General features: G+C 68.8%; 23 protein-coding genes and 1 tRNA gene. 2 read left to right on the forward strand and 22 right to left on the reverse strand.

Going from position 1 to position 23,634, the window contains the following annotated elements:
• Positions 1-108: 108 nt before the first annotated feature.
• From AAF430_25840 to AAF430_25855, 4 genes are read right to left on the reverse strand one after another with little or no spacing between them, the layout of a single operon-like run.
• Complete coding sequence (locus tag AAF430_25840) at positions 109-888, reverse strand: PspA/IM30 family protein (GenBank protein ID MEM7413679.1); 780 nt, start codon at positions 886-888, stop codon at positions 109-111.
• A 21-nt stretch (positions 889-909) separates the two neighbouring features.
• The gene (locus AAF430_25845) at positions 910-2,337 is read right to left on the reverse strand and encodes a sigma-54 dependent transcriptional regulator (GenBank protein ID MEM7413680.1); all 1,428 of its coding nucleotides are present in this window, start codon (positions 2,335-2,337) and stop codon (positions 910-912) included.
• Positions 2,334-3,425: a HAMP domain-containing sensor histidine kinase gene (locus AAF430_25850; GenBank protein ID MEM7413681.1), complete on the reverse strand. Its 1,092-nt coding sequence runs from the start codon at positions 3,423-3,425 to the stop codon at positions 2,334-2,336. Before AAF430_25850 ends, AAF430_25845 begins: the two co-directional genes overlap by 4 nt.
• A 47-nt stretch (positions 3,426-3,472) precedes the next feature.
• Positions 3,473-4,588: a HAMP domain-containing sensor histidine kinase gene (locus tag AAF430_25855; GenBank protein MEM7413682.1), complete on the reverse strand. Its 1,116-nt coding sequence runs from the start codon at positions 4,586-4,588 to the stop codon at positions 3,473-3,475.
• A gap of 322 nt (positions 4,589-4,910) precedes the next feature.
• Between AAF430_25855 and AAF430_25860 the strand changes: the two genes are divergently transcribed.
• Positions 4,911-6,119 (forward strand): FAD-dependent oxidoreductase, encoded by a 1,209-nt coding sequence (locus AAF430_25860; GenBank protein MEM7413683.1) that lies wholly within the window; start codon positions 4,911-4,913, stop codon positions 6,117-6,119.
• Here AAF430_25860 and AAF430_25865 read toward each other — a convergent pair.
• The 15 genes from AAF430_25865 to AAF430_25935 form a co-directional block, all read right to left on the reverse strand.
• On the reverse strand, positions 6,116-6,628 hold the full coding sequence (locus AAF430_25865) for an NUDIX hydrolase (protein MEM7413684.1): 513 nt from the start codon (positions 6,626-6,628) through the stop codon (positions 6,116-6,118). The genes AAF430_25860 and AAF430_25865 overlap by 4 nt on opposite strands.
• Positions 6,625-7,656 (reverse strand): alpha/beta hydrolase-fold protein, encoded by a 1,032-nt coding sequence (locus AAF430_25870; GenBank protein MEM7413685.1) that lies wholly within the window; start codon positions 7,654-7,656, stop codon positions 6,625-6,627. Before AAF430_25870 ends, AAF430_25865 begins: the two co-directional genes overlap by 4 nt.
• A 443-nt stretch (positions 7,657-8,099) precedes the next feature.
• Positions 8,100-8,516, reverse strand: coding sequence for a DUF6524 family protein (locus AAF430_25875; protein MEM7413686.1), 417 nt, complete (start codon positions 8,514-8,516; stop codon positions 8,100-8,102).
• Between the two features lie 3 nt (positions 8,517-8,519).
• Complete coding sequence (locus AAF430_25880; protein MEM7413687.1) at positions 8,520-8,777, reverse strand: GlsB/YeaQ/YmgE family stress response membrane protein; 258 nt, start codon at positions 8,775-8,777, stop codon at positions 8,520-8,522.
• Between the two features lie 135 nt (positions 8,778-8,912).
• Positions 8,913-10,271 carry a PQQ-dependent sugar dehydrogenase gene (locus AAF430_25885; GenBank protein ID MEM7413688.1) on the reverse strand — a complete coding sequence of 453 codons (1,359 nt, stop codon included), beginning with the start codon at positions 10,269-10,271 and terminating at the stop codon, positions 8,913-8,915.
• Positions 10,272-10,396: 125 nt separating this feature from the next.
• Positions 10,397-11,314, reverse strand: coding sequence for a 1,4-dihydroxy-2-naphthoyl-CoA synthase (locus AAF430_25890; GenBank protein MEM7413689.1), 918 nt, complete (start codon positions 11,312-11,314; stop codon positions 10,397-10,399).
• Positions 11,315-11,547: 233 nt separating this feature from the next.
• The gene (locus AAF430_25895) at positions 11,548-12,159 is read right to left on the reverse strand and encodes a hypothetical protein (protein ID MEM7413690.1); all 612 of its coding nucleotides are present in this window, start codon (positions 12,157-12,159) and stop codon (positions 11,548-11,550) included.
• A 3-nt stretch (positions 12,160-12,162) separates the two neighbouring features.
• The gene (locus AAF430_25900) at positions 12,163-12,756 is read right to left on the reverse strand and encodes a hypothetical protein (GenBank protein ID MEM7413691.1); all 594 of its coding nucleotides are present in this window, start codon (positions 12,754-12,756) and stop codon (positions 12,163-12,165) included.
• Between the two features lie 92 nt (positions 12,757-12,848).
• A tRNA-Arg gene (locus AAF430_25905) sits at positions 12,849-12,925 on the reverse strand.
• Between the two features lie 144 nt (positions 12,926-13,069).
• Positions 13,070-14,020, reverse strand: a complete 951-nt coding sequence (locus AAF430_25910; protein MEM7413692.1) for a type IV pili methyl-accepting chemotaxis transducer N-terminal domain-containing protein — start codon at positions 14,018-14,020, stop codon at positions 13,070-13,072.
• Positions 14,021-14,256: 236 nt separating this feature from the next.
• The gene (locus AAF430_25915; protein ID MEM7413693.1) at positions 14,257-14,670 is read right to left on the reverse strand and encodes a PaaI family thioesterase; all 414 of its coding nucleotides are present in this window, start codon (positions 14,668-14,670) and stop codon (positions 14,257-14,259) included.
• Between the two features lie 235 nt (positions 14,671-14,905).
• The gene (locus AAF430_25920) at positions 14,906-15,343 is read right to left on the reverse strand and encodes a Dps family protein (protein MEM7413694.1); all 438 of its coding nucleotides are present in this window, start codon (positions 15,341-15,343) and stop codon (positions 14,906-14,908) included.
• A gap of 58 nt (positions 15,344-15,401) precedes the next feature.
• Positions 15,402-15,965 carry an alkyl hydroperoxide reductase subunit C gene (gene ahpC / locus AAF430_25925; protein ID MEM7413695.1) on the reverse strand — a complete coding sequence of 188 codons (564 nt, stop codon included), beginning with the start codon at positions 15,963-15,965 and terminating at the stop codon, positions 15,402-15,404.
• Positions 15,966-16,055: 90 nt separating this feature from the next.
• A complete protein-coding gene (locus tag AAF430_25930) occupies positions 16,056-16,655 on the reverse strand; it encodes an ankyrin repeat domain-containing protein (GenBank protein ID MEM7413696.1) in 600 nt (199 codons plus the stop codon).
• 68 nt (positions 16,656-16,723) lie between these two features.
• Entirely contained in the window at positions 16,724-18,286 is a 1,563-nt protein-coding gene (locus AAF430_25935; GenBank protein MEM7413697.1) for a catalase, read from the reverse strand.
• Between the two features lie 196 nt (positions 18,287-18,482).
• On the opposite strand from AAF430_25935, the gene AAF430_25940 reads away from it, so the two are divergent.
• The gene (locus tag AAF430_25940) at positions 18,483-20,033 is read left to right on the forward strand and encodes a sigma 54-interacting transcriptional regulator (GenBank protein ID MEM7413698.1); all 1,551 of its coding nucleotides are present in this window, start codon (positions 18,483-18,485) and stop codon (positions 20,031-20,033) included.
• 4 nt (positions 20,034-20,037) lie between these two features.
• On the opposite strand, the gene AAF430_25945 is transcribed toward AAF430_25940, so the two are convergent.
• Genes AAF430_25945 through AAF430_25955 form a run of 3 tightly spaced genes read right to left on the reverse strand, consistent with a single transcriptional unit; the run spans position 20,038 to position 23,271 of the window.
• On the reverse strand, positions 20,038-20,613 hold the full coding sequence (locus AAF430_25945; protein MEM7413699.1) for a helix-turn-helix domain-containing protein: 576 nt from the start codon (positions 20,611-20,613) through the stop codon (positions 20,038-20,040).
• Between the two features lie 18 nt (positions 20,614-20,631).
• Entirely contained in the window at positions 20,632-22,809 is a 2,178-nt protein-coding gene (locus AAF430_25950; protein MEM7413700.1) for a xanthine dehydrogenase family protein molybdopterin-binding subunit, read from the reverse strand.
• A 3-nt stretch (positions 22,810-22,812) separates the two neighbouring features.
• Positions 22,813-23,271 (reverse strand): (2Fe-2S)-binding protein, encoded by a 459-nt coding sequence (locus tag AAF430_25955; protein ID MEM7413701.1) that lies wholly within the window; start codon positions 23,269-23,271, stop codon positions 22,813-22,815.
• Between the last annotated feature and the right edge of the window lie 363 nt (positions 23,272-23,634).

The following is a 23,634-nucleotide window of genomic DNA, read 5'->3' on the forward strand; positions in this document are numbered from 1 at the left end:
CCCATCGGGCGTTTCTTCGACTCGTTCGGTTTCGGGCGAGAGGGCCAAACGCCGGTTGGAGTGGCCCCGGGCGCGGGCCCCGCGCGGGGGCCCGGACCGGGTGAGTAGCTAGCCGGCAACCACTGGCACCAGGCGTTCACCAACGGGCGCCGCGACCGGCTCCCCCGGCTCGAGAACGCTGGCGCCCATGTCGCGCTTGATCTCGGCGAGCTCACGGCGCGCCGCCTCGTGGCGAGCGTCGTCGCGGATCGCGCGCAAGCGGTGACGCATCTCCTGGTCGTCGCTGCCGCTGAGCTCGCGGTCGAGGTCGCCCTCGGTGGCAGCGCGCGCGATGTAATCGCGCACGCCTTCGAGAGCCCGCATATCCGCATCGACGGAAAGCCCCTCGAGTGCCTCGTTCAGGCGCCGACGGGCGTTCGCGTTCGCGAGCGTCGCCAGCATGCGTCCCTTCTCGCGGGTCAGGCTGCGGATCTCTTCGCGAAACCGCACCAGGTTGTTCTTCGCCTCTTCCGCCTCGTTCCGGACGCCCTCGAGTTCACGCTCGGAACGCTCGAGGTCCTCGAGCAGACGCTGCTTGTTCTCGATCAGGGTGAGCGAAAGCTCCTCACGGCCGCGGCGGATCGCCGTGCGCACGTCATCGTGGAGCCTTGCAATCTCCACGCGCCGCTCACCGATCTCGGCCTCGAGCTTGTTGCGCATGTAGAGGATGCCAGCGACGGCCTCCTTCAGATCGCGATACTGCTGGGTGCGATCCTCGATGGCCTGCTCGTACACCGCGGCCGGGTTGCGACGCTCGCTGCGTCGAAGCCAGCCTCCGAAGGTGCTGCGCACCAGGTGCCCAAAACGCGCAAAGAGGCCGCGGGGTCGTTCTCGGGTCATCGTGTCCATGTTCTTCCTCCAATCCGCGCGCTAGGAGCGCGACTTCGAAGTCTCGTCTTTGCCCGCCGCGCGACTCCAGTCCTCCGAGCGGAGGCCAAGCTCGCGGATCTTCTGCTGCAGGCTCTGCCGCACCATCCCGATCGACTCGGCCGCGCGGGAGATGTTCCCGTCCTGGGAGCGCAGGGCCTCGAGCAGAAAGCGGCGTTCGAAACGCTCGACGTGGCGCTTCTTCGCCTCGGAAAACGGCAGACCCGCCTCGGACGTCTCGTGCGCAGTGGCCACCGATTCGCCTGCGATATGGAGATCGGCTTCGTCGAGCACCGAACGCCCGCCGAGCACCGACGCCTGTTCGATCACGTTGCGGAGTTCGCGCACGTTGCCGGGCCAGTGATGGCGCGCGAGGGTCGCGAGGGCCCCCTCGCCCAGGCGCTGCTTCTCGCGTCCCAGCCGCTCGTTCACCTGCTCGAGGAAGCGCAGGGACAGCGCCGGGATGTCTTCGGGCCGCTCGCGAAGCGGAGGCAGCTCGATCTCGACGACCTTCAGGCGGTAGTAGAGGTCCTGGCGGAAGCGCCCCTCGCGGACCTCGGTCTCGAGGTCGCGGTGGGTGGCGGCGACGACGCGGACGTCGACTTCGAGGGGCTGGTTCCCGCCCACGCGCTCGAAGGAGCGTTCCTGCAACACGCGCAGCACCTTCGCCTGGGTGGCGGGCGCCATGTCGCCGATCTCGTCGAGGAAGATGGTGCCGCCGTCGGCGGCCTCGAAGCGACCTTCGCGGCGCGCGTCGGCGCCGGTAAAGGCGCCCTTCTCGTGACCGAAGAGCTCGCTCTCGACGAGCTCGGGGCTGATCGCCGCGCAGTTCACGGCGACGAAGGGCCGGTTTGCGCGGTTGCTGCGGTTGTGGAGCGCCTGGGCCACGAGCTCCTTGCCCGTGCCGCTCTCGCCGCGCACCAGCACGGTCAGGTCGGTCTCGGCAACCTTCTGGATCGTCTCGAAGACGCGTTGCATGAGCGGACCCGACCCGATCAGATTCTCGAAGCCGTATTCGCGCTTCACCCGATCGAGGAGGATCCGGTTCTCGCGGGCGAGGCGCGTGCGCTCGAGCGCGCGCTGGACCACCAGACGGATCTCGTCGTTGTCGAAGGGCTTCGGGACGTAGTCTTCGGCGCCCGCCTTCATGGCATCGACGGCGATCGTCTCCGAACCGTGCGCCGTGATCATCACCACGACCGTCTCGGGCGTCAGCGCCTTCACGCGCTTCAAGACGTCCATGCCGCTCGCGCCCCGACCGAGCGCCAGATCGGTCAACACCAGATCGAACTGGCTGCCCGCGTCGAGGCGCTGGATCGCGTCGTCGCCACTGCCCGATACGTGCACGTCGTAACCGGCACGCCCGAGGAGACCGGAGAGCGCGATCTGGATCGCGCGCTCGTCTTCGACGACCAGGATCCGCGCCTTCACGACAGGCTCCCCTCGTGGCGGATACCCGCGCGGTGCTTCGGAAGGGTGATCACGAAAGCCGCACCGTCTCCAGCGCGCGAACTCGCCTCGATTTCGCCACCGTGGGCCTCGACGAGCTTGCGCGTGATCGCGAGCCCGAGACCGGTGCCGTTGGGCTTGTTCGTGTAGAAGGGGCTCCAGAGCTTCTCGAGCGCATCCGTGTCGAAGCCCGGGCCGTTGTCGGCCACCCGCAACCAGACGCGGTCGCCAGCCAGGTTCTCTCCGACCTGGACCTCGAGCCGGGGAGCTTCTTCGGCGTCTTCGAGGGCGTCGACCGCGTTGCCCACCAGATTGATCACGACCCGGCGCAGCTGCTCGGCATCGCCCTCGATCTCGCCAGGGGCGTCGACTTCGTGACGAAGGATGATCCCGCGTCGCTCGATGCGATCGCGGAAGGTGGCGAGCGCCGAGTCCACGACCTCGGCCAGGCGCAGGGGTGCCGCCTGGGTCTCCTCGTCGCGCGCGAAGCGCAGCAGGTGGGAGACCGAGCGCTCGACGCGGGTGAGTTCGGAAAGGGCGACCCGCGCGTATTCGACGTTCTCGTGGGCGTCGGGATCCTCTTCCATCTGCTGTACGAGACTCTTCGCTGCCGTGATCGGATTGCGAATCTCATGGGCGATCGAGGCCGAGAGCTTCTCCATCGAACGCGCGTGCTCGGTCTCGAGCTGCTGACGCTCCTCGTGGAGCTGGTCGTAGACGCGCTTCTCGATCTCCTCGCGCAGGAACTTGGTGCGCAGCTGGGGCTCGACGACCAGGGAGTAGAGCTCGCGGAGGTAGCGCGGCCCGAAGATCAGCATGACGATCACGCCGATCGGCCAAACGAAGGTCAGCAGCAGGATCGCGACCAGGCTGAACTTCAGCGCATCCCCGGTGAGCTTCGCCTTGCGCTCGGCGACGTCCTGGGCTTCGTGGATCAAACGCTCTTCGGCCGTCATCAGCTCGGTGTCGTGGGGAGCGCCGAACTCCTCGCGCTCTTCACGGCGCTCGCGTTCACGGCGCCGACGTCGATGCCGCTTGCGTCCTCGGCCGGCGCGCTGCTCGTCGCTCATCGCGATCCCTCCTCCGAACGTCCCCGGTCGCATCGTGGGCGTCTGCATCAAACCGGCTCTCCCGTCTGCCCCTGGTTCGCCCTCGCCGAGGACGGCCGCTTGGGAATCGTGATGGTGAACTCGGTGCCGTCGCCCGGCTCGGACTGGGCTTCGATCGAGCCGCCGTGGGCGTCGACGACCTTCTTCGAGATCGCCAGGCCCAGCCCCGTTCCCGAATCCTTCGAGGTGTAGAAGGGGCTGAAGATCTTGCGCAGCGCCTCGGGGTCGATACCCGGTCCGTTGTCACGAACGCGCACCCAGCACTCGGTGCCGGCGAGGTTCTCCCCCGCCTGTACGAGGAGGCGCGGGTCCGGTGTGGCGCTGCCCTGGAGCGCGTCGAGCGCGTTCCCCACCAGGTTGATCAAGACGCGCCGCAGTTTGTCCGGATCGCCGTGCAAGACGGCGCGCGTGCCGATCTCGGTATCGACGGTGATCCCCGACGCGTCCAGGCGATCTCGGAACGACTCGAGCGCCGAGTCGACGACGTCGGCGAAACGCACTTCGCGCAACTGCAGGTCTTCGTCGCGGGCAAAGCGCAGCAGGTGCGCGACCGAGCGCTCGACGCGATCGAGCTCGTCGAGGGCGACCTTCGCGTAGTCGACGTTCTCGTTGGACGTCGGGTCTTCGCCCATCTGCTGCACCAGGCTCTTCGCAGCGGTGATGGGGTTGCGGATCTCGTGAGCCACCTGGGCCGAGAGATCCTCGAGCGAGCGCTCGTGGCGATCGCTGAGGTTCTGGCGGGTGAGCGGTCCGTCCTGGGCCACCTGTCGCGACACTTCGCGCTCGAGGAAGCGGCGGCGCATCTCGGGGGCGACGATTGCCGCGAAGTAGTGGCAGGCGATTCCGATGCCCCAGCCGAGCGCGACGATCATGGCGGGCCGGAAGCCGGTGACGAACAGCAAGAAGGCGCAGGTCGCGCCGTAGGCGACGAAGTGCGAGACGAAGCCGACGCGCGCATTCGCTCGGCGCTGGGCCGCCCGGTAGGCCTTCTCTTCCGGAGTGCGCGGTCGCTTGCGCTCGCGGCGGCGCGAGCGCTCGCGATCGCGGTCGCGTTTCCGGCGGTGATCGCCACCTTCGCGGGGGTCGTCCCAGTCGTCTCGGGAGCGACGTTTGGAGTGACTCATCGGGCCCTCGCTTGCACCGGGGGCCCAAGAGAACCCGCACGGCCCCGGGCGGCGTCTCGGGTCAGTATGGAAAGGACCGGCTCGGAATCCCATCTCGCGCATGGAAGTTCTCTAGAGCAAGGCCCGTGCCCAAAACGTGAATTCAACGAAATCAGCTACTTAGCGCGTTGGCCCCGACCCAGGTGCAGCCCTGTGACTGCAGCCGCAGGCGTCGGGGTGCAGCAAACCGACTGCGGACTCGGACGCGGGCTCGGTGCGGAGGATTCGAGCGCTATCGTCGCCGGCCGCGGTTTCGCGACCGCATCACATAGGGAATGGCAGCGTGGCGTTGGATCGGATCGTGGTCGTGGGAGGCTCGTTGGCGGGGATCCGGAGTGCGGAGGCCCTCCGTCGCAAGGGCTTCGAAGGCACCCTCGCGTTGGTGGGCGCCGAGGACGCGCGCCCCTACGACCGCCCGCCCCTCTCGAAGGAACTGCTGCGCGGCGACCGAGAGCCCGAGCAGATCCAGCTGACGAAACCCGAGGCCTTCGACGGTCTCGACCTCGAACTCCATCAGGGAGTCGCCGCCGAGCGCCTCGAACCCGGCGAACGTCGCGTACACCTGGCTGGGGGTCGCGCGCTCGACTACGACGGGCTCGTGATCGCCACCGGCGCGCAGGCCCGCCCGCTGCCCGGTACCGCTCCGCGCGAAGGCCTCTTTACCTTGCGCACCCTCGACGACGCGCTGCGCCTGCGGGCAGCGCTCGAAGCGTCGCCTCGTGTGGTCGTGGTGGGCGCCGGTTTCATCGGTGCCGAAGTAGCGGCCACCTGCCGCGCGCGCGATCTCGACGTCGTGCTGGTGGAGCCCATGGCTTCCCCGATGGCCCGGGTGCTCGCACCCGAGATCGGCGGCGTCTGCGCCGCTGCCCACCGCGACGCCGGCGTCGACCTGCGACTGGGAGTGGGGGTCGAAGCAATCACCGGAGACCGACGCGTCGAAGGAGTGGTCCTCACGAACGGGGACACGCTGCCTGCCGACGTCGTCGTCGTCGGCATCGGGGCCACGCCCGCCACCGACTGGCTCGAAGATTCGGGGCTCGCCCTGAACGACGGCGTCGTCTGCGACGGGACGTGTGCGACCGAAGCGCCGGGCGTCGTCGCGGCTGGCGACGTCGCCCGCTGGTACCACGAGGGCTACGGCGAACACGTGCGCATCGAGCACTGGACCAACGCCGTCGAGCAGGCCGACGCGGTGGCCGACCGGCTGCTGGCCGGCGATGCCTCAGTGCCTGCGTTCGCGCCCGTGCCCTTCGTCTGGTCGGATCAGTACGACCTGAAGATCCAAGCCACCGGCCGCATCGCGCCCGACGACGAGGTCTTCGTGGCCCACGGCTCGCTCGAGGAGCGGCGCTTCGTCGCGCTCTTCGGGCGCGAGGGAGTCTTCCGCGGCGCGCTCGCGATCAACCGGGTCCGTCAACTGATGGGCTACCGACGAATGCTACGGGAAGGCGCGAGCTGGGACGCCGCCGTGGAGCACGCGCGCGGCAGCTAGTCCGGCTCGGGCGACTCCGCGCGGCCGGCCTCGCGCTCCTCGAGGTAGCGCAACACGATCCGCGACAGTCGCTCGCGCGCCTCGGGGATCGGCAGGAAACGCGCCCACACCACTTCGCGGCCGTCGACCCGGACCCCGGGCGGTTCACTGCACGCGAGCTCGAAGAAGTGGGCGTGGTCCTGGGCGTACGCACCCGCGTCGAGGATCTTGCCGTGGTAGTCGAGTGCTTCGGCAGCGACGTGGATGCCGACTTCTTCGCCGAGCTCGCGTACCGCGGCCTCGCGGGGCGACTCGCCGCGCTTCAATCCGCCCGCCGGGAGCGACAGGGAGGGGCGATACGAGTTCTGGATCACCAACAGCTCGCCCGCGCACCACACGGCGACGTAGGAGCCCTCGATGCGGGGCTTGCGAAACCGCCACCACAAGAGCTGCAGCTGGTAGGCCACGCGCATGCCGGCGCGCCACACGTGATCCACGGCGCTCGCGGGCGGGATGGTCGGCTCGCTCACCGCCCGCGCACGCGGCGATACAGCCAGGGCAGGCTCTCGTCCATGCGGTAGTCGATGCCCGAGTGGTTGTCGGGGAATTCCTGGTACTGGTGCGAGATGCCCAGCTCGAGGAGTCGGTCGTGCAAGAGTCGTGCACCGAAGTGCAGCTGGAACTGGTCGGACGTGCCGCAGTCGATGAAGATGCCGGCCAGGGAATCCAACTGCTCCTGGCTGCGCTTCCGCTCGACCAGCCGGATGGGATCATGACTGCGCCAGCGACGCCAGCGCGCTTCGTCGACAACGGCGGTGCGGACATCCATCGGCAGATGAAAGCCCAGCGGCGCGTCGGGGTCGGGATCGTAGAACGCGGCCATCGCCAGGAACATCAGCGTCGACATGTCGGCGCCGCTCGGCTTTCGCTTCGCGTAGAAGGCGCGCAGGAAGCGGCGCGGGCTCCCGCCGTGGCGCGCCAACACGTTGCACACCTTCGGGACGTCGGCGCGGTAGCAGACCTCGAAGAACATGTCGCCCGAGTGACAGGCGACGGCACCCCAGTGACGCGCGTAGCGCATGCCGTGCACGATCGCGCCGTAGCCCCCGGACGACTTCCCGAAGAGTGCGCGTCGCTGCGGGCTCGCCTCGGTGCGGTAGCGCGCGTCGACCGCGGGAACGACCTCGCGCACGAGGTAGTCGGCGTAGCGCCCGACCGCGGAGGAGTTGATGTACTGGTTGCCGCCGAGACGGGTCCAGCAGTCGGGGAAGACGGCGATCACCGGCCCCATGCGTCCGTCGTGCACGAGGCGCTCGAGGCGCTGGGGGACGCTCTCGTCGAAGGCCTTCCAGGCGACGTGGGCCGCACCGGAGCCCATGAATCCGACCAGGTCGACGAATACCGGGAAGCGGCGGTCGGGAGAACGGTCGTACTCGGGCGGCAGGTAGACCACCACGTCGCGGCGCGCCGGATCGCCGAGGGCGTTCCCCCGCAAGACCTCCGAGGTCAGTGCGAACCGTTCGACCCGCCCGCGCAATCGCGTGGCTCTGCGCAGCATGCGTCCTCCCGCGCCGAGCGTACGGCGCGGGAGGACGCGACGGAAGGGGTGTGGCACATCGGCCCGGAAACGAGGCCGCTCCCGTCAAGACCACGGAGCCCCCGCTCGTGGTCAAAGCCCACACCGACGGGAGCGGCCAGAAACGCTGCTGTCGTTGCCTTCCGATGAGGGACCCGCGCGGCGTTGCCGCTGGGTCCCGGTCCGCACGAAGAAGTTGCCCGCTGCGGGAGTTCTCTGCTCTGCGCTGGTCTGTTCGGCTCGATCCCCTGTGGTTCCGTGCTGGTCCGCGAGCGCGTCCGCAGGGTCGGGCGAGGCGAGTATTCCAGCTGTCACCGACGGTGAATGTGACGACGATCACCAATCAGCGTCGGAGCGCAGCGATCCCGGGGCCGCTCCACCGTCGGTGGAAAGCTCGAAAATACGAGGCAGCGCGGGGCTTTCGTTCAGTCGACGTCGGTTTCGTCGACGTCCACCTGGCCGGCGAGGCGCCGTCGCACGTGGGACCAGCTCATGCCCGCGGCCAGGATCCCGGCGAAGGCGAAGATCGAGACCCAGGTGAGGACGCGCGGGCTGTCGCGCGAGATCAGGCCGAAATCGATGCCCATCCAGACGAGCGTCCCGAAGAACGCCGCCGCGAGCACGAAGCCAATGGCGCCCAGCGAGCGGGTCGAGGCCCGCAGGTAGACGGTCCAGCCGATCAGGAGCACCACCCCGACGAAGGCCTGGACGGCGTCGAAGCCGCCGGCTGCCTCGGTCACCCAGTGGTAGTAGGAGGTGCCTTCCGGGTTGTAGGTGGCGGCGATGAGGACGAGGGCGCCGAGAAAGCGGAGGGCGACTCCGCCGGGACTGAGTCCGTCCATCGGCTAGGCCGAGCCTCCGCGGAACTTGCGATGGCCCCAGAGCAGGAGCAGCGAGCCGCCCGTCGCGAGTGCGAGGCTGCCGAAGTTGAAGCCGGTGACATCCCCCCACCCGAGCTGGGTGCCAATGAACCCACCCACGAAAGCGCCGGCGATGCCGATCAGGATCGTCACGAAGATTCCGCCCGGGTCCGGCCCCGGCATGATCCATTTCGCCAGCGCACCGACGAGCAGTCCCAGACCGATCCACGACAGGATTCCCATGGCGTTCTCCCCACTCTGGCGGCGGACTCGGAGTGAGCCGCCGCGGCGCGACGTCACCCCGCGTCGGGGGGAACGGCGCGACCCGAGTGGAGCACAGCGCCCCCGCCGGGCGCAAGCGCGACTGCGGCGTCGGTTCTATGCGTGGGACGGGCGACGCCGCCAACACAGCGCCAATACACAGAGCGCCCCGGCCGCGAGTCCCACGCGACGCCCGGGCTCGGGCAGTCGGTAGATCGCGCCAACGCCGATCGATACGACGTAGAGATCGCCGTCGGGGCCGATCTTCAGGTCGGTGATCGACCCGAAGCCGCTGGCGATGCGCAGCAGGTCGCGCTCGGTGTTGTCGTCGGCCACGAGGTCGGTGAGCGCCGGAAACGCGCTGAAGTCGAAGCCATCGCGGGCCGGGTTCAACGGGAAGGCGTAGATCTGTCCGGCGTTGCTGTCGGCCACGAGGGCCTGGTCGTCGAAGCTCGGGCCGAGACCGCTGCCGTTCGGGAAGACGATCGCGGTCGGCGCATTCGTGTCGAACCAGGTGAACTCGGGATCGCTGTAGGTGTTCCCGGCACCCGGCATGTCGAAGAGACCCGGCGGCGGGAGGCTCGCGGCCGGCCCCATCACGTCGCGCCAGCCGCTGTTGAAGCCCGCGTCGACGCGGTTGATCTCGTCGTCGGTGCCGGGCCCGTTCTCCGTGTCCCACAGCGCGCCGGTCACCGGGTCGAGGGCCATGCCGAACGAGTTGCGCACGCCGTAGGCGTAGTAGTCCATCACCTGGGTTTCGCAGACTTCCCCGCCCGGGCAGTCGAGATCGCTGGTGCAGGTCGTGGTCGTCGTCACCGAGCAGTAGGGCGTGAACGGATTCGCCGGTACGGGCGAGCCATCCTGCTGGATGCGCAGGATCACGCTCGAGTCGTCGGGTGCGGGACCAGCCGCGTTGTTCTGGGTCTGGCCGTTGAGATTCAGGTCGCCGATCACGGCGTAGAGCAGGGCTCCGTCGGCCACGCCCGGCAGCTCGCCCGGCGGCCCCAGCACGAGGATGCCGCCGTCGTGGTTCGGGCCGGGCAGTACCGGAAGGTCGAGCAGCAGCGTGGGGTTCTCGAGCTGCGCCGTGGTGGGGTTCCAGTCATAGCGATAGACGCGGTTGCCGAGCGGCGCGCCGCCGTCGACGGCGGCCTCGGTGTAGAAGAGGAAGACATCCGGAGGAGACTGCGTGTTCACCGCGATGCCAAGCAATCCGCGCTCGCTCGACGCGTTCACGGCGACGTCCAGGACCGGAGCGGGCTGCAGCGTCCCGTTCAAGACGCGGCGCACCTGACCGTCGTTCTTCTGCAGCACCAGAATGTCGTTTGGAGCGACGAAGCCCATGGTGGTCGGCAGCGCGATGCCGGTCGTGACGGTGCTCAGGCTCAGAGGCGGATCGACGCTCTGGGCCTGGGCGGCGAGGGAGAGCCCGAGCAGGGTGATCGATGCCGAGACGAGAAAGCGCAGGGCACGCATGGCGATCCTCCGAGGGGAGAGGTGAGGGCAAAGCCGTCCATCGACCAGGATGCGCCAGCTGGCCCGACACCAAGGTGACACCGATCACAGTCGCTGGGGGCCGGAAAGGGTCGCGATGAGCCGGCCTAGAAGTGCCAGGGAAACTTCGAGAAGTCGCGGTCGCGCTTCTCGAGGAAGGCGTCGCGGCCCTCGGCCGCCTCGTCGGTCATGTAGGCCAGGCGGGTCGCCTCGCCAGCGAACACCTGCTGGCCGACCAGCCCGTCGTCGATCAGGTTCATCGCGAACTTCGCCATGCGCTGGCCGGTGGGGCTCTTCGTGTTGATCTCACGCGCCCATTCCAACGCCGTCGTCTCCAGCTCGGCGTGGGGCACGGCGCGGTTCACCATCCCCATCTGGAAGGCTTCCTCCGCCGTGTAGCTCTGGCCGAGGAAGAAGATCTCGCGCGCGAACTTCTGGCCGATCTGGCGGGCGAGGTAGGCCGAGCCGAACCCGCCGTCGAAGCTCGCAACGTCGGTGTCGGTCTGCTTGAAGACCGCATGCTCGCGGCTGGCCAGGGTGAGATCGCAGGTCACGTGCAGGCTGTGGCCACCGCCCACCGCGAAGCCCGGAACCACCGCGATCACCACCTTCGGCATCATGCGCACGAGGCGCTGCACCTCGAGGATGTGCAGGCGGCCCATGCGCGCCGGGTCGGGGGCCGTGCCGCCGTCGGCGCTGTACTGGTAGCCGTCCTTGCCGCGAATGCGCTGGTCGCCGCCCGAGCAGAAGGCCCAGACGCCATCCTTCGGAGACGGCCCGTTGCCGGTGATCAGCACGCAGCCGACGTCCGGGGTCATGCGCGCGTGATCGAGGGCGCGGTACAGCGCGTCGACGGTCTCGGGCCGAAACGCGTTGCGCACTTCGGGCCGGTTGAACGCCACGCGCACCGTACCGTGGTCGACGCAGCGGTGGTAGGTGATGTCGTCGGACGTGAAGCCGGCGACGGCCTCCCAGCGCTCGGGGTCGAAGAGGGGCGAGATCTCGTTCGCGGTGCCGTCGCTCATGCGTGCGTTCTCCTTTGCCCGCTTGGAAACTGCGCGGATCCGGTGCGCGGGGCGCGCAGTATAGCCAGGGTGCCGGGGCCGGATTCGCGCGGCGCCGTCCGAGCGGGCGGCCTAGGTCGCGGCCTGAGTTCCGCCGATTGGATGGTACTCAGAAGACGAATCCTGGATCCCCTTCGCGAACTGGCGTTGCTGCGGGCGGCGATGACGATCAGCGAGACCCGGAGAAACGGTCGTCAGGGCGCTTCCTCGAGAGACGCGTCGTCGAGCGACTCGCTCCACGGGAGACGCGACAAGTACATGACCTCGAACTCCAGGCGGTCCGGTGTAGCCGGACGGATCGCCTTCTCGCGGTGCTCCCGGAGATTCTCGGGAAGCCACATCGGGGCAAGGATCAGGGCCCGCTGCCACGGCTCGTCGGAGAGCTGGGCCAGACCATGCCGATCGAGGGCGCCGGCCAGCTCCGCGTACTTCATGGCAGCGATGTACCGCTCGCCTCGCTCGCGCTTGCCTTCGTCATAGTCCCAGTCCCGGGAGACCCACCAAACAACCGCCGGAGCAAGCGCCCACTGAAACCGATCCCCAATCGGCGTACTTCGCCAGCGATCGGCCCAGGCGAGGCCGATCCCTTCTGCTTGAAACGCAACGCTTCCTTGGTGCACAAGTTCAGCGAGCTGATCACCCTCACGCGCTGCCCTGGTCGCCAGCACCTCCTGCTCCGTCCTAACCTCCACCACGATCGACTCGACCAACGTATCCGCGGCCAGGACCCAGACCAACGAGGCGAGGGTCGTCGCGATGAGGGCGCCGGCCAGGAACGCCGTCGTATGCGTAAGGAAGTTTCGCACCGGCTACTCCTTTGCCATCCGTTCAAGCAGCTGGCGAAGCGCCGTGATTGAACAGGTCCGAAGCTCCTCCGTGCCGTCGACCCGAATCGCTTCCAACGACGCGATTCGCTTGCGGTACAGCGCCCCGATCTCGTCGTTCTCAAGGCCATGCGGACCCCAAATGGCGAGCTGACAAGGCGTGAACTGGCGGCGACCCGCTCGTTTCAGCTCCTGGAGATAGGTTCGCGGGTCCGCGTCCAGACCGGACGCGAGAATCTCGCTAAGCCACTCCGAGAACTCGCCGTCAGAGATCGCGAAGAGCGCATGTGCGACGCGTAGCGCGTGCCGGTCGCCGCGCGCGGCCAGCGGCTCCAAGCCGCGAAGTCGCCCCAGGATCCGGTTCCACTCCGGGAGCTTGTCGTCCGTGTAGACCGGCCGAGCCGGCGCGGCCGGCAGGAGCTGCTCCATCGCCATTGCCTTCCCGTCGGATGGGTCCGCGAGGTAGGCGTAGAAGGCTGCTTCGAAGCCTTCCCAGTCGAACTCGTCGGCCGACGCGCCCGAGGGCGCGCCGAGCAGAAGCAGGGCGAGCAGGGTGATGCGAGCCATCTCACGGCTCATCGGGAAAACGGAGGCGAGTATGGAGGAACGGAAAAGGGCGACCGGCTCAAAGACCGATCGCCCCGAAGTGGTCGGAATCCCGACAAGATACGTGGCGCGCCCAGCACGACTCGAACGTGCGACCTTCAGGTCCGCAACCTGACGCTCTATCCAACTGAGCTATGGGCGCAAAAAAGCGAAGGCGCAGCGTAGCGATACCGGCCCGGCGGCGCTCCCCCGGGCCTGCCCCCGTGATGGGGAGGCCCCCGGGGCGGCCGGCCGCCCCACAGGCGCGCTGCGCCCGCGAGCTCGGGCCCGCCGCCCCCGCCCCGGCTCAGGTGCCGTAGGCGATGTTGGCGTACCGCACGACGGCCGCCGTGAAGCGCTCGATGCGTCCGACCATCGAGTCCTGCAGGCGCAGCAGGCGCTCGAGGTCGAAGTTCTTCGCGTCGCCCGCATCGAGAATCTGGAACTCCTTGCGCATCTCGTCCCAATCACCGCGCAGGCCGGCGAGGAGCTGTGCCGCCAAGCGCCCGGACTCGCCGCGGTCTTCGCCCATGGCACCCGTGATCGCCTGGCTGGCGTTGGTGTCGGCGCGCGTACTTGCGTAGACCTCGATGGTCGACGCGAGGCGTTTGCGGTTCTGCGCTCCGTCGATGCCGGCGACGATGTAGACCGCCTGACGCACCGCGATCTCGCTCAGCATCGCCGCGTGGCCCGAGAGCGTCGCGGCGTCGCAGAGTTCGTCACTGGCTTCGGACGCGCGGCACTCCTGGTCGTACAGACCCATCAGCACCTCGGTTTCCTTCACGAGGTCGGCGGCGAGGCCGTCGAAGTAGCGGAGCATCAGGGGGTCCTTGAGTCCCTTGTCGGCGCCGGCGAACTGGCGGGCCGTGCGCAGGTAGTCGTAGGGGCTCGCGACGGCGACGCTGCGCATCGAGCGCCAGGCCGCGCCCACCTTCTCCACCTGCTCGCGAAGCGGGGCGCTCCAGGGCGCCGGCACCGCGTAGCCGGGGCTGCCGTGCTGCAGCGCGTCGATCACGCGATCGATGCGGCCGGCCGTGTCGACGAGGTCTTCCTTCCGCACACCGCCCAGATGGAGCTGGAAGAGCAGGTTCTGCTTCGCCAGCCGCTGGGCCAGGTGGCGGATGCGACCCGCCTCGATCTCCGCCACCGAGATCTCGTAGCCGATGACGGGCCCCACGGCGGGGAACCCCAGGGTGAGAACGGCGACTCCCACCAGCGTGAACGAACGTACGGAGGAGACGCGTCGTCGCGACCTCATGCTGCGACCTCCAGGCCCCGAACGGGGGCCGTCATGAACGGGCCGACCGAGGGGCCGGAGGACCCGTCCGCGTGGAGATCACCCATGAGGGATGCGGCATCGCCGCAGCTGGGCGATCCCCAATATGATCGTATTCCGCTCGCGGGTCGTCAAACGACACACGTTGGCGTCATCCGAGTGGGGATCGGACGAAGGCCGAGCCGCGGCGGCCTGGGCTCAGGAGGGCTGTGAGCGCGTTAGGCGCGCGAGAGCACCTGGATTGCCGAGCCCTTCACCGCCAACACGCCGTCGGCGCGGCGTAGCTCCACTTCGACATGGATTGCCGAGCGGCCTTCCGAGACCACACGCGCCTCGATCGAGACCCGGCCCTCGCGGACGGCCCGCAGTGGCGACACCCGCAGGTCGACGGTGCCGAAGGTCTGGCCCTCGTCGAGCACCGTAAGCGCAGCGGTCCCGGCGAGTTCGTCGACCAGCGCCGCCAGGAAGCCCCCGAACACCGCGCCCCAGGGCGTCAGGTAGGCGGGATCGACGTCCCAGTGGGTCCAGGCGCGACCGCGCTCCCAGCCCTCGATGCGCGGCAGGCGCAGGGCCTCGGCGTACGCGGTCGTCGGGGCGCGCCCTGCGACCACCTCGTCCAGGACGTGTCCCATGGGGTCTCCCAGGAGTTCGTGGGCGAGCCAGTCTAGCGGGGCGTCGCGCCCCGAAAGGCCTTCCGACGAGACGCCGAAGCCGAAGTGCCGTCGGCATCTCCCCCAGACGGGCGTGCCACGACGTGCTCTTCGAGCGCGGCGCGGACGACCACGTGGCCGTCCGCGCCGAACCCTGGAGGGAAGGCAACGAGCAGAACGAGTTCGTGCGGACGGTGACGGGCAGCCAGGCCGCGGCCTACTCCAGGTGGCTGCGCAGCATCCAGGCGTTCTTCTCGTGGACGTCGATGCGGCGCACGCCCAGGTCGGCGCTGGCCTGATCGCCGGCTGCCTCGGCGGCTTCGACGACGGCGCGGGCTGCGGCCACGACGCTCTCCTGGTCGGCCACGAGGTTCTCGATCATCGCGGTCGCCTTCGGGATGTCCGCGTCCTCGCCGATCTTCGAGAGCGCCGCGAACTCGCGGTAGGTGCCAGGCGCCGGCGCGCCGACCGCGCGAATCCGCTCGGCGATCTCGTCCACCGCCAACGCGAGCTCGCTGTACTCGGTCTCGAAGAGCGTGTGCAGGGTCGTGAACATCGGCCCGGTCACGTTCCAGTGATAGTTGTGGGTCTTCAGATAGAGGGTGTAGGAGTCGGCGAGTAGCCGGCTCAATGCGTTCACGATCGCGGTGTCCATGGGTTCCTCCTGATTCGCGGTGTTTCGCGGGTTCGACGTTGGCGAGAACGGGCCGGCGCTAGAGCTTCCCCACCAGCTGTTCCGAGGGTTCGAGGGTCGCGTCCCCCTCCTGCCACTTCGCCGGACACACCTCGCCCAGGTTGCTGGCGACGTACTGGGCGGCCTTCACCTTGCGCAGCAGCTCGGCGGCGTTGCGCCCGACCCCGCCCGGATGGATCTCGAGGACCTGGATGCGTCCCTCGGGATCGATGACGAAGGTGCCGCGCTCGGCCAGGCCGTCGGCTTCGATCATCACGCCGAACTGGCGGGTCAACGCACCGGTGGGATCGCCGAGCATCGGGAAGGCGATCTTCCCGATCGACGGCGACGAGATGTGCCAGGCCATGTGGGTGAAGTGGGTGTCCGTCGAGACGGCGTAGATCTCGACGCCGAGTTCCTGGAACGCGGGATAGTGATCGGCGAGATCCTCGAGCTCCGTCGGGCAAACGAAGGTGAAGTCGGCGGGGTAGAAGAAGACGACCGACCAGTGGCCGCGCAGGTCGCCGTCCGAGACCTCGATGAACTTGTCGTTCTGATAGGCGTTCACGCGGAAGGGCTGCACTTCGGTTCCGATGAGAGACATGGAGAGTTTCCTTTCGAGAATGGTTGGTTCTGGGTTCGGGTGTTTTCGAGTGGAGTGGAAGAGTGGAAGGACAGAGGCTTCGAGCGGAGCTCAGTTCGCGGCGGGCCCCGGGCGATCGAGACGGGGCAGCGTGGTGCCCTGGGTGGCCGCCCAATCGGCGGCGGTGCGACCGTCGCGATCGCGGTGTTCACGCGCGGCGCCGCGCGCCTCGAGCTCTCGAATGAGTTCGCCGCGGCCGACCAGCGCCGCGAACATCAGCGCGGTACGCCCTGCGACGTTCTCCTGGTTCACGTCGCAGCCGCGATCGATCAGATCGCGCGCGACGACCGCGTGGCCCTTGAAGACCGCGCCCATTAAAGCGGTGTTGCCGGCATCGTCGCTGCCGCAGGGATCGACGCCGACGTCGGCGAAGTAGCCGACGAGTTCGCGGTGGCCGTGGTAGGCGGCCAGGATCAGGGGGCTGTAGCCGCGGTCGGTGCGCGCCTCGAGCGAGGCGCCGGCTTCGACGAGCGCCTGCGCGAGTTCGAGATCGCCGGCCCGCGCGCTCGCGAGCAGATACTCGGCCGCTTCGGCGTCGGAGAGGTGACGCGCTTGGGCAGGCGCCACCGGCTCGAGGGCCGTGGGGCGACAGGCCAGCGCGGTGAGTGCCAGTGCGACGGCCCAGGCGATGGATCGGGAACGAATGGACATCGGAGACTCCTCGATCGAGGCGAGAGGGAGGAAGGGGATGGGCGGAACCGCCCGCCCATCCCCGGCGGCTAGCGGTGCTGGGCCAGGCGAGCCGCGTCGGCGCGGGCGCGCTCGACCTCGGTTGCGGCGAGTTCCGCCGCATCGGGATCGACACCCACGCGCTTTGCCACGGCCCGGCCGTAGTCGCGGTCGGCCTTCAGCAGGTATCCGACGATGCGCTCGCGGATCAGGCGGTTCTCGACCTGACCGAGATCACCGGCGATCGAGGCCACCAGCCGCTTGCGTGCGCCGCGATCCATCGACCGGTAGAGCACGCCCGCCTGGGCGTAGTTCCGCTCCTTCGCGATGCGCTGCTGCTGGGTCAGACCCTGCACCGGCGTCTGCCCGTAGCGGTGCCGCGGGTTCTCGGCGAGGGGACTGTTCAGGCTCGGCTCGTAGTTCACCGAACCCGACCGCACGCTGTGGTTGAGCGCGCCGTCCTGGTTGTTCGACGCCACCTGGGCCTGGGGCCGATTGACCGGCAGGTCCAGGTAGTTCGCGCCGATCCGGTAGCGCTGGGTGTCGGCGTAGGAGAAGAGGCGTCCCTGCAAGAGACGATCTTCCGACGGCTCCACGCCCGGCGGCTGCACCGCCGGAGAGAAGGCCGACTGCTCGGAGAACTGGAAGAAGTTCTCGGGCACACGATTCAAGGTGAACCGCCCGAGCACCACGCTCGGCACCTCGCTCTCGGGCCAGATCTTCGTCGCGTCGAGCGGATCGAAGGCGAAGCCATCCAGTTCGTCCGCGGCGATCACCTGGGCCTCGAGGGTCCAGCTCGGGTAGTTCTCCGCGCGGATCGCGTCGTAGAGATCGACGGTGGCGTGCTGGTGGTCGCGGCTGGCGACTTCCGCCGCTTCCTCGGCGTCGAGGGTCGCGATGCCCTGCTCGCTCTTCCAGTTGAACTTGACGTAGCGGACCTCACCTCGGGCGTTCACGAACTTGAAGGCGTGAACACCGAAGCCGTCCATCTGGCGGTAGTTCGCCGGTACGCCCAGGTCCGAGTAGAGCTGGGTGAGCATGTGCGTCGCTTCCGGGACGTGGCTGAAGAAATCGAAGAAGCGGTTCGGATCCTGCTTGTTCGTCACCGGATCGGGCTTCAGCGAGTGGACCATGTCGGGGAACTTGATCGCATCGCGGATGAAGAAGACCGGCAGGTTGTTGCCCACGAGGTCCCAGTTGCCCTCATCGGTGTAGAACTTGAGCGCGAACCCGCGCGGGTCGCGCAGGGTCTCGGGCGAGCCCTTCGAGTGAACGACGGTCGAGAAGCGCACGAAGACCGGCGTTCGCTTCCCCTCTGCGGCGAGCATCGAGACCTTGGTGATCTCGGAGAAATCACCGGCACTCTCGAAGACGCCGTGGGCGCCGATGCCGCGCGCGTGGACCACGCGCTCGGGGATCCGCTCTCGGTCGAAGCGGGCGAGCTTCTGGATCAGGTGAAAATCTTCGAGCAGGACGCCGCCACCGGGGCCCGCCGTCTTCGAATCCTGGTTGGACCCGACCGGGGAGCCGTGGTCGGTGGTGAGTCCTGCCGCGCCGGCACTGCCGGCCAGCAGGCAGGCGGCCAGAGCCGCGATGGCCGATCGGACTTGCATGATGACCTCCTTTTCGTGGTCGCGATTACCGCGATGACGAATAGGCGTTGCATCGATCGTGCCAATGAGATGATATATCGGTATTTCAAGGGGTTAGCGGGATGACCGCCTCAGATCACCGATTTTTCGGTGACTGAGACTTGGCAGAACCCAAGATTTCGACGATATTTCGGTTTCTACGAATGAGGACGCTCCCATGGCCAGCGCCAACACCCCGCTCCCTTCCCGCCTCCGCGAGCTCCTGGGCATCTCGGATGGCTCGGATTTCGAGGAGATCTCGCGCCGGGGCCTCGATTGGCTGCGCGGAATCGCCCCTTACGACCTGGCCACGCTCTTCCTGCTGGAAGAGGACGACCTGGTGGCCTGCACGGCGCGCGGCCCGCTCGCGGAAGAGGGCGTCGCGGGACACCGCTTGCCGCTCCAGCGCTTTCCCTCGATTCGCGAAGCGATCGAAATGCGGCGCGCGCGCATTTTCACCGAGCAGGATCACGCCCACGGCGAGGGCGACCCCTACGACGACCTGCTCGACCTGCCCCACGGTCATGCCTGCATGGTCGTGCCGCTGTGCGCCGGCGACGACAACATCGGCATCGTCACCGTCGACCGTCAGGTCTGCGATCCCTACCCGGAAGAGACGCGCAGCCTGGTCGAGGTATACGGCCAGATCTTCGCGGTGGCGCTCGAGCGCAGCCAACGGCTGGGCGAGCTGACCGACCTGCGCGAGCGCGAGAGCGAGGCGCAACGACTCGAAGGCCATCGCGTTGCGGCGCCCGCGCGCATCCTGGAAGAGAGCGTCGAGCCGCGCGTCCAGGACCTTGCACGCAAGGCCAAGGCCGTGGCGGCCACCGACACGCCGGTCGTGATCCTCGGTGAAACGGGCACGGGAAAGGAACAGCTCGCCCGCGCGATCCACGCCTGGAGTGCACGCGCCGATCAGCCGTTCGTCGCGCTCAACTGCGGAGCCGTGGCGGCAGAGCTCGTCGAGAGCGAGCTCTTCGGTCACGTGAAGGGCGCCTTCACCGGTGCGAGCGGCAAACGCCTCGGCCGCTTCCAGACCGCGCACGGCGGCACGCTGCTCCTCGACGAGATCGGCGAGCTCGGACCCGAGCTGCAGGTGAAGCTCCTGCGCGTGCTGCAAGAGGGGAAGGTGACTCCCGTCGGCAGCGACACCGACGTCGACGTCGACGTGCGGATCCTGGCGGCCACGAACGTCGACCTCGAGGCGGCCGTCGCCGACGGAGCCTTCCGCGAGGACCTCTACTATCGGCTGAGCGTCTTCCCGCTCGAGCTGCCGCCGCTGCGGGAACGCCGGGCGGACTTCGCGACGATCTGCGACTCGGTGCTCGGCGATGTCTGCCGGCGTACGGGTCGCGCCCAGCCCCAGCTCACCCCCGAAGCGCTGGCGAAGCTCGCCGCCCACGACTTCCCCGGCAACCTACGCGAGCTCTCGAACGTGTTCGAGCGCGCACTGATCCTGACGTCGGCCGACACCCTCGACCCCGAGGTCCTCGACCTGCCGAGACGCGGCGCGGCGACGACCTCACTCGAGCCCGAGACCGCCGGCTCCGACGCGGCCCTCGCCACCCTGGCGGAAGTGGAACGCGCCCACATCGAGCGCGCCCTCGCCGCGACCGGCGGGCGGGTCTACGGCGATAGCGGCGCGGCAGCGCTCCTGGGACTGCGACCGACGACGCTGCAGAGCCGGATGAAGAAGCACGGCATCGCGCGCGAACGCGACGCGGTCTGAGGCCTCAGCGCAGCTGGGCCGCGACGCTCTGCGCGAGTGCCGCCAGTCGCTTGTGGTAGAGCACGCGGCTCGTGCTCCCGTCCTTCAAGGCGTAGGGCGACAGGCAGATCAGGTCGACGGCCTGGGCAGCGGGAAGCGAAGCGTTGCCGCGCGCGCTCGCGCGCCGGGCACGCACCCAGCGCGACACGAGCGACTTGAAACGCGCCCGCGCGGCGTCGACCAGGTCTTGCGCTTCGTCGAGCTGACGGCGGGAGAGCTCGTCGATCTCGGGCAGCCCGTGGTAGCGGTCGAAGAGATGGCCGAAGTAGGCCTCGAGGATCGCGCGCAGCTCTTCTTCGACGGGCCCCTTCGAGGCCGCAGCGGCCTCGACGCCGGCCAGCGCCGCATCGAAGCCGCTCTGCACCACCGCCCGAAACAGCGCGGCCTTGTCGGCATAGCGCGCGTAGAGCGTCGGCCGCGACACGCCCGCGTTCGCCGCCACGCGACTGAGCGACGTCCCGCGGAAGCCCCGCGTACCGAACTCGCGCAGCGCCGCGTCGAGGATCGCCTCGGTGGTGGCGTCCTCGGCAGGATCGTGCAACGACTGGGGAGACGCCACTCAGGCGCTGGGGTTGCGGAAGGGCATGCGCCGGAAGCGCTCGCCCGTCAGCACCGCCCAGGCATTGCTCACGGCGGGTGCCACCGGCGGCACGCCCGGCTCGCCCACGCCGCTCGGCGCATTCGCCGAGGGCACGATGTGGACGTCGACCTGGGGCATGTCGTCGATGCGAATCGGGCGATAGTCGTGGAAGTTCGACTGATCGACCTTGCCCTTCGAGAGCGTGATCTCGTCGAGCAACGCCGCGCCGAGCCCGTAGCCGACCCCGCCTTCCATCTGCTGACGCACGATGTCCGGATTCACGGCCAGGCCGCAGTCGACGGCGCACCAGACGTGCTCGACCTTCGGCGACCCGTCGTCATCGGCCCGGACCTCGACCACCTGGGCCACGACGCTGCCGAACGATTCGTGCACCGCGACGCCACGGGCACGACCCGGCGCCAGCGTGCGGCCCCAGTCGGCCATCTCGGCCGCCTTGCGCAGGACCTCGGCGTGGCGCGGGTGCTCGCCGAGCAGCGCGAGGCGCCCCTCGACCGGGTCGCGCCCGCCGGCGGCGAGCAGCTCGTCGATGAAGCTCTCGGCGCTGTAGGCGGTGTGGGTGTGACCCACGCTGCGCCACCACAGCACGGGCACTCCGACATCGGGGCTGTGCAGGCTCACGTCCAGGTTCGGGATCCCGTAGGACAGGTTGGATACGCCCTCGACCGAGGTGAGGTCGACGCCGTCCTTCACGAAGCGTGCGGCGTTGGCGCTGCCCTTCTGCACCGACTGGCCGACGATCACCTGCTGCCAGGCCGTGATGTCGCCGTTCGCGTCGATGCCGCCTCGCATCCGGTGCACGTAGATGGGGCGATAGAAGCCTCCCTGGATGTCGTCTTCGCGTGTCCAGAGCAGCTTCACCGGCGCCCGCGCGTCGATCGCCTGCAGGGCATGCGCGGCTTCGCGCGCGAACTGGCTCTTGTGCTGCGAGCGACGCCCGAAGCTCCCGCCCGCGAACTGCACCTGGATGTCGATGCTCTCGACGGGCACGCCCAGCTCGTCGGCCAGGGCTCCCAGGTCGCGGCTCGGGCTCTGGGAACCCGCCCAGATCACATAACGCTCACCCTGTTTCTCGATCACGCAGTCGAGGGGCTCCATCGGAGCATGGGCCAGGAACGGGAAGACGTACTCGGCTTCGAGGACCTGCTTCGACCGACCGAGCGCCTGCTTCGTATCACCGCGCGCCCCCGCCGGCAGGCCGGGCCGCTTCGCGAGCTCGCGGTACTCGGCGATCACGCGCGCGCTGTCGCGCTGCTCGGTGCCCGACTCGTCCCACTCGATCTCGAGACGCTCGCGCCCCTGCTTCGCGGCCCAGAAGCCGCGCGCATAGACGGCAACGCCCTCGGGCAAGACCTGCACGTCCTCCACACCCGGCACCGCGCGCGCCTTCGTGTCGTCGACCGAGCGCACCTTTGCGCCGAAGCGCGGCGGGTGGGCCACGAGCGTCGTGAGCATGCCCGGACGATCGATGTCGATGGTGTAGACCGCGCTGCCGTCGGTCTTCGCGGCGGTGTCGAGCTTCGCCAGCTTCGTCCCGATCAGGCGGAAGTCCTTCGGATCCTTGAGCGGCACCTCTTCGGGCGGCGTGAGCTTCGCCGCGTCGCCGACGAGCTCGCCGAAGCGCGCACTGCGGCCTTCGCCACCGATCTCGCGCACGACACCCTTCGCCGTCTCGATCTTCGTCGTCGGCACCTGCCAGCGGTTCGCCGCCGCCTGCACGAGCAGGGCGCGTGCCGTAGCACCAGCCTGACGCATCTGCAGGAACGAGTTCGCCATCGCGGTAGACCCGCCGGTGAACTGGATGGGCGCCCAGGTGTGGGCGTACTTGCTCGGGTCGGCCGGCGCGAGTTCGCCGCGCACCTGGCTCCAATCGGCGTCGAGTTCCTCGGCCACCAGGGTGGCGAGACCGGTGAGCGGCCCCTGGCCGAACTCGATGTGCTTGCAGGTGACCACCACCTGGTCGTCGGGCGTGATCGTCACGAAGGCGTTCGGCGCGAGCGGCGGACCGTCGGGAGCCTCTGCACTCGGTCGGCTCTTCGCGGGCAGGTGGCAGGCGAGCACGAGCCCCGCGCTGGCACCGAGACCGGCCTGCAGGAAGCGACGTCGAGAGACACCGGAGTCGGCGTGTTCGATGGTCATGGCTCAGCCCTCGAGCTTCGCCGCGGCGTCGTGGATCGCCTGGCGGATGCGTTGGTAGGTGGCGCAGCGACAGACGTTGCCGTGCATGGCCCCGTCGATCGCCGCGTCGTCGGGTGCGGAGTTCTTCGCGAGCAGGGCCGTTGCGGACATCACCTGACCCGACTGGCAATAGCCGCATTGGGGCACGTCTACGGCGCGCCAGGCTTCTTGCACGGCCTCCGCAGCCGGACCGGAGAGGCCCTCGATGGTGGTGATCTCGGCGTCGCCGACCGCACCGGCGCGGGTGGTACAGGAGCGCACGGCGCTGCCGTCGATGTGCACGGTGCAGGCACCACACTGGGCGATGCCGCAGCCGAACTTGGTACCGACGAGCTTGAGCTCGTCGCGCAGTACCCACAGGAGCGGGGTGTCGGCGGTCGCCTCGACCTCGCGCGTTTCGCCGTTGACCTTGAGCTTCACGATCCCACCTCCCGGAGTGATGTGTCCGCGCCCGGCGGGACGCACCGGACGAGCGAGAGGTGATTTTACACTTTGTGGGCGATTTGTAAGTTGAAGAATCGGTGGCGACGGGCAGAATGAGGGGGGCGAGCCCCGCCTCTCCCGGAGTCCCGATTCCGGAACCCCCTCACTCCCGCACCCGGGTGGACCTGCCGCATGGAAGAGCTGCGACCCCTGCTCGCCCGGTTCGATGCCCTCGCGCCGGACGAAGCGGCCGTTCTGGGCACTCTGGTGCACACCGAGGGCTCGACCTACCGGCGCCCCGGCGCGCGGATGCTCGTGCTGCCCGACGACACCTGGGTGGGCCTCGTCGGTGGCGGCTGCCTC

Source organism: Myxococcota bacterium, from assembly GCA_039030075.1.
Lineage (GTDB): Bacteria > Myxococcota_A > UBA9160 > UBA9160 > SMWR01 > JAHEJV01.

Excerpts from the sequence above, each read along its gene's own strand:
- AAF430_25940 (MEM7413698.1), top strand. The coding sequence starts at position 18,483 with ATGGCCAGCGCCAACACCCCGCTCCCTTCCCGCCTCCGCGAGCTCCTG.
- AAF430_25875 (MEM7413686.1), bottom strand. The coding sequence starts at position 8,516 with ATGGACGGACTCAGTCCCGGCGGAGTCGCCCTCCGCTTTCTCGGCGCC.
- AAF430_25900 (MEM7413691.1), bottom strand. The coding sequence starts at position 12,756 with ATGAGCCGTGAGATGGCTCGCATCACCCTGCTCGCCCTGCTTCTGCTC.
- AAF430_25930 (MEM7413696.1), bottom strand. The coding sequence starts at position 16,655 with ATGTCCATTCGTTCCCGATCCATCGCCTGGGCCGTCGCACTGGCACTC.
- AAF430_25915 (MEM7413693.1), bottom strand. The coding sequence starts at position 14,670 with ATGGGACACGTCCTGGACGAGGTGGTCGCAGGGCGCGCCCCGACGACC.
- AAF430_25850 (MEM7413681.1), bottom strand. The coding sequence starts at position 3,425 with ATGAGCGACGAGCAGCGCGCCGGCCGAGGACGCAAGCGGCATCGACGT.
- ahpC (MEM7413695.1), bottom strand. The coding sequence starts at position 15,965 with ATGTCTCTCATCGGAACCGAAGTGCAGCCCTTCCGCGTGAACGCCTAT.
- AAF430_25890 (MEM7413689.1), bottom strand. The coding sequence starts at position 11,314 with ATGAGCGACGGCACCGCGAACGAGATCTCGCCCCTCTTCGACCCCGAG.
- AAF430_25910 (MEM7413692.1), bottom strand. The coding sequence starts at position 14,020 with ATGAGGTCGCGACGACGCGTCTCCTCCGTACGTTCGTTCACGCTGGTG.
- AAF430_25935 (MEM7413697.1), bottom strand. The coding sequence starts at position 18,286 with ATGCAAGTCCGATCGGCCATCGCGGCTCTGGCCGCCTGCCTGCTGGCC.
- AAF430_25950 (MEM7413700.1), bottom strand. The coding sequence starts at position 22,809 with ATGACCATCGAACACGCCGACTCCGGTGTCTCTCGACGTCGCTTCCTG.
- AAF430_25885 (MEM7413688.1), bottom strand. The coding sequence starts at position 10,271 with ATGCGTGCCCTGCGCTTTCTCGTCTCGGCATCGATCACCCTGCTCGGG.
- AAF430_25840 (MEM7413679.1), bottom strand. The coding sequence starts at position 888 with ATGGACACGATGACCCGAGAACGACCCCGCGGCCTCTTTGCGCGTTTT.
- AAF430_25870 (MEM7413685.1), bottom strand. The coding sequence starts at position 7,656 with ATGCTGCGCAGAGCCACGCGATTGCGCGGGCGGGTCGAACGGTTCGCA.
- AAF430_25880 (MEM7413687.1), bottom strand. The coding sequence starts at position 8,777 with ATGGGAATCCTGTCGTGGATCGGTCTGGGACTGCTCGTCGGTGCGCTG.
- AAF430_25855 (MEM7413682.1), bottom strand. The coding sequence starts at position 4,588 with ATGAGTCACTCCAAACGTCGCTCCCGAGACGACTGGGACGACCCCCGC.
- AAF430_25920 (MEM7413694.1), bottom strand. The coding sequence starts at position 15,343 with ATGGACACCGCGATCGTGAACGCATTGAGCCGGCTACTCGCCGACTCC.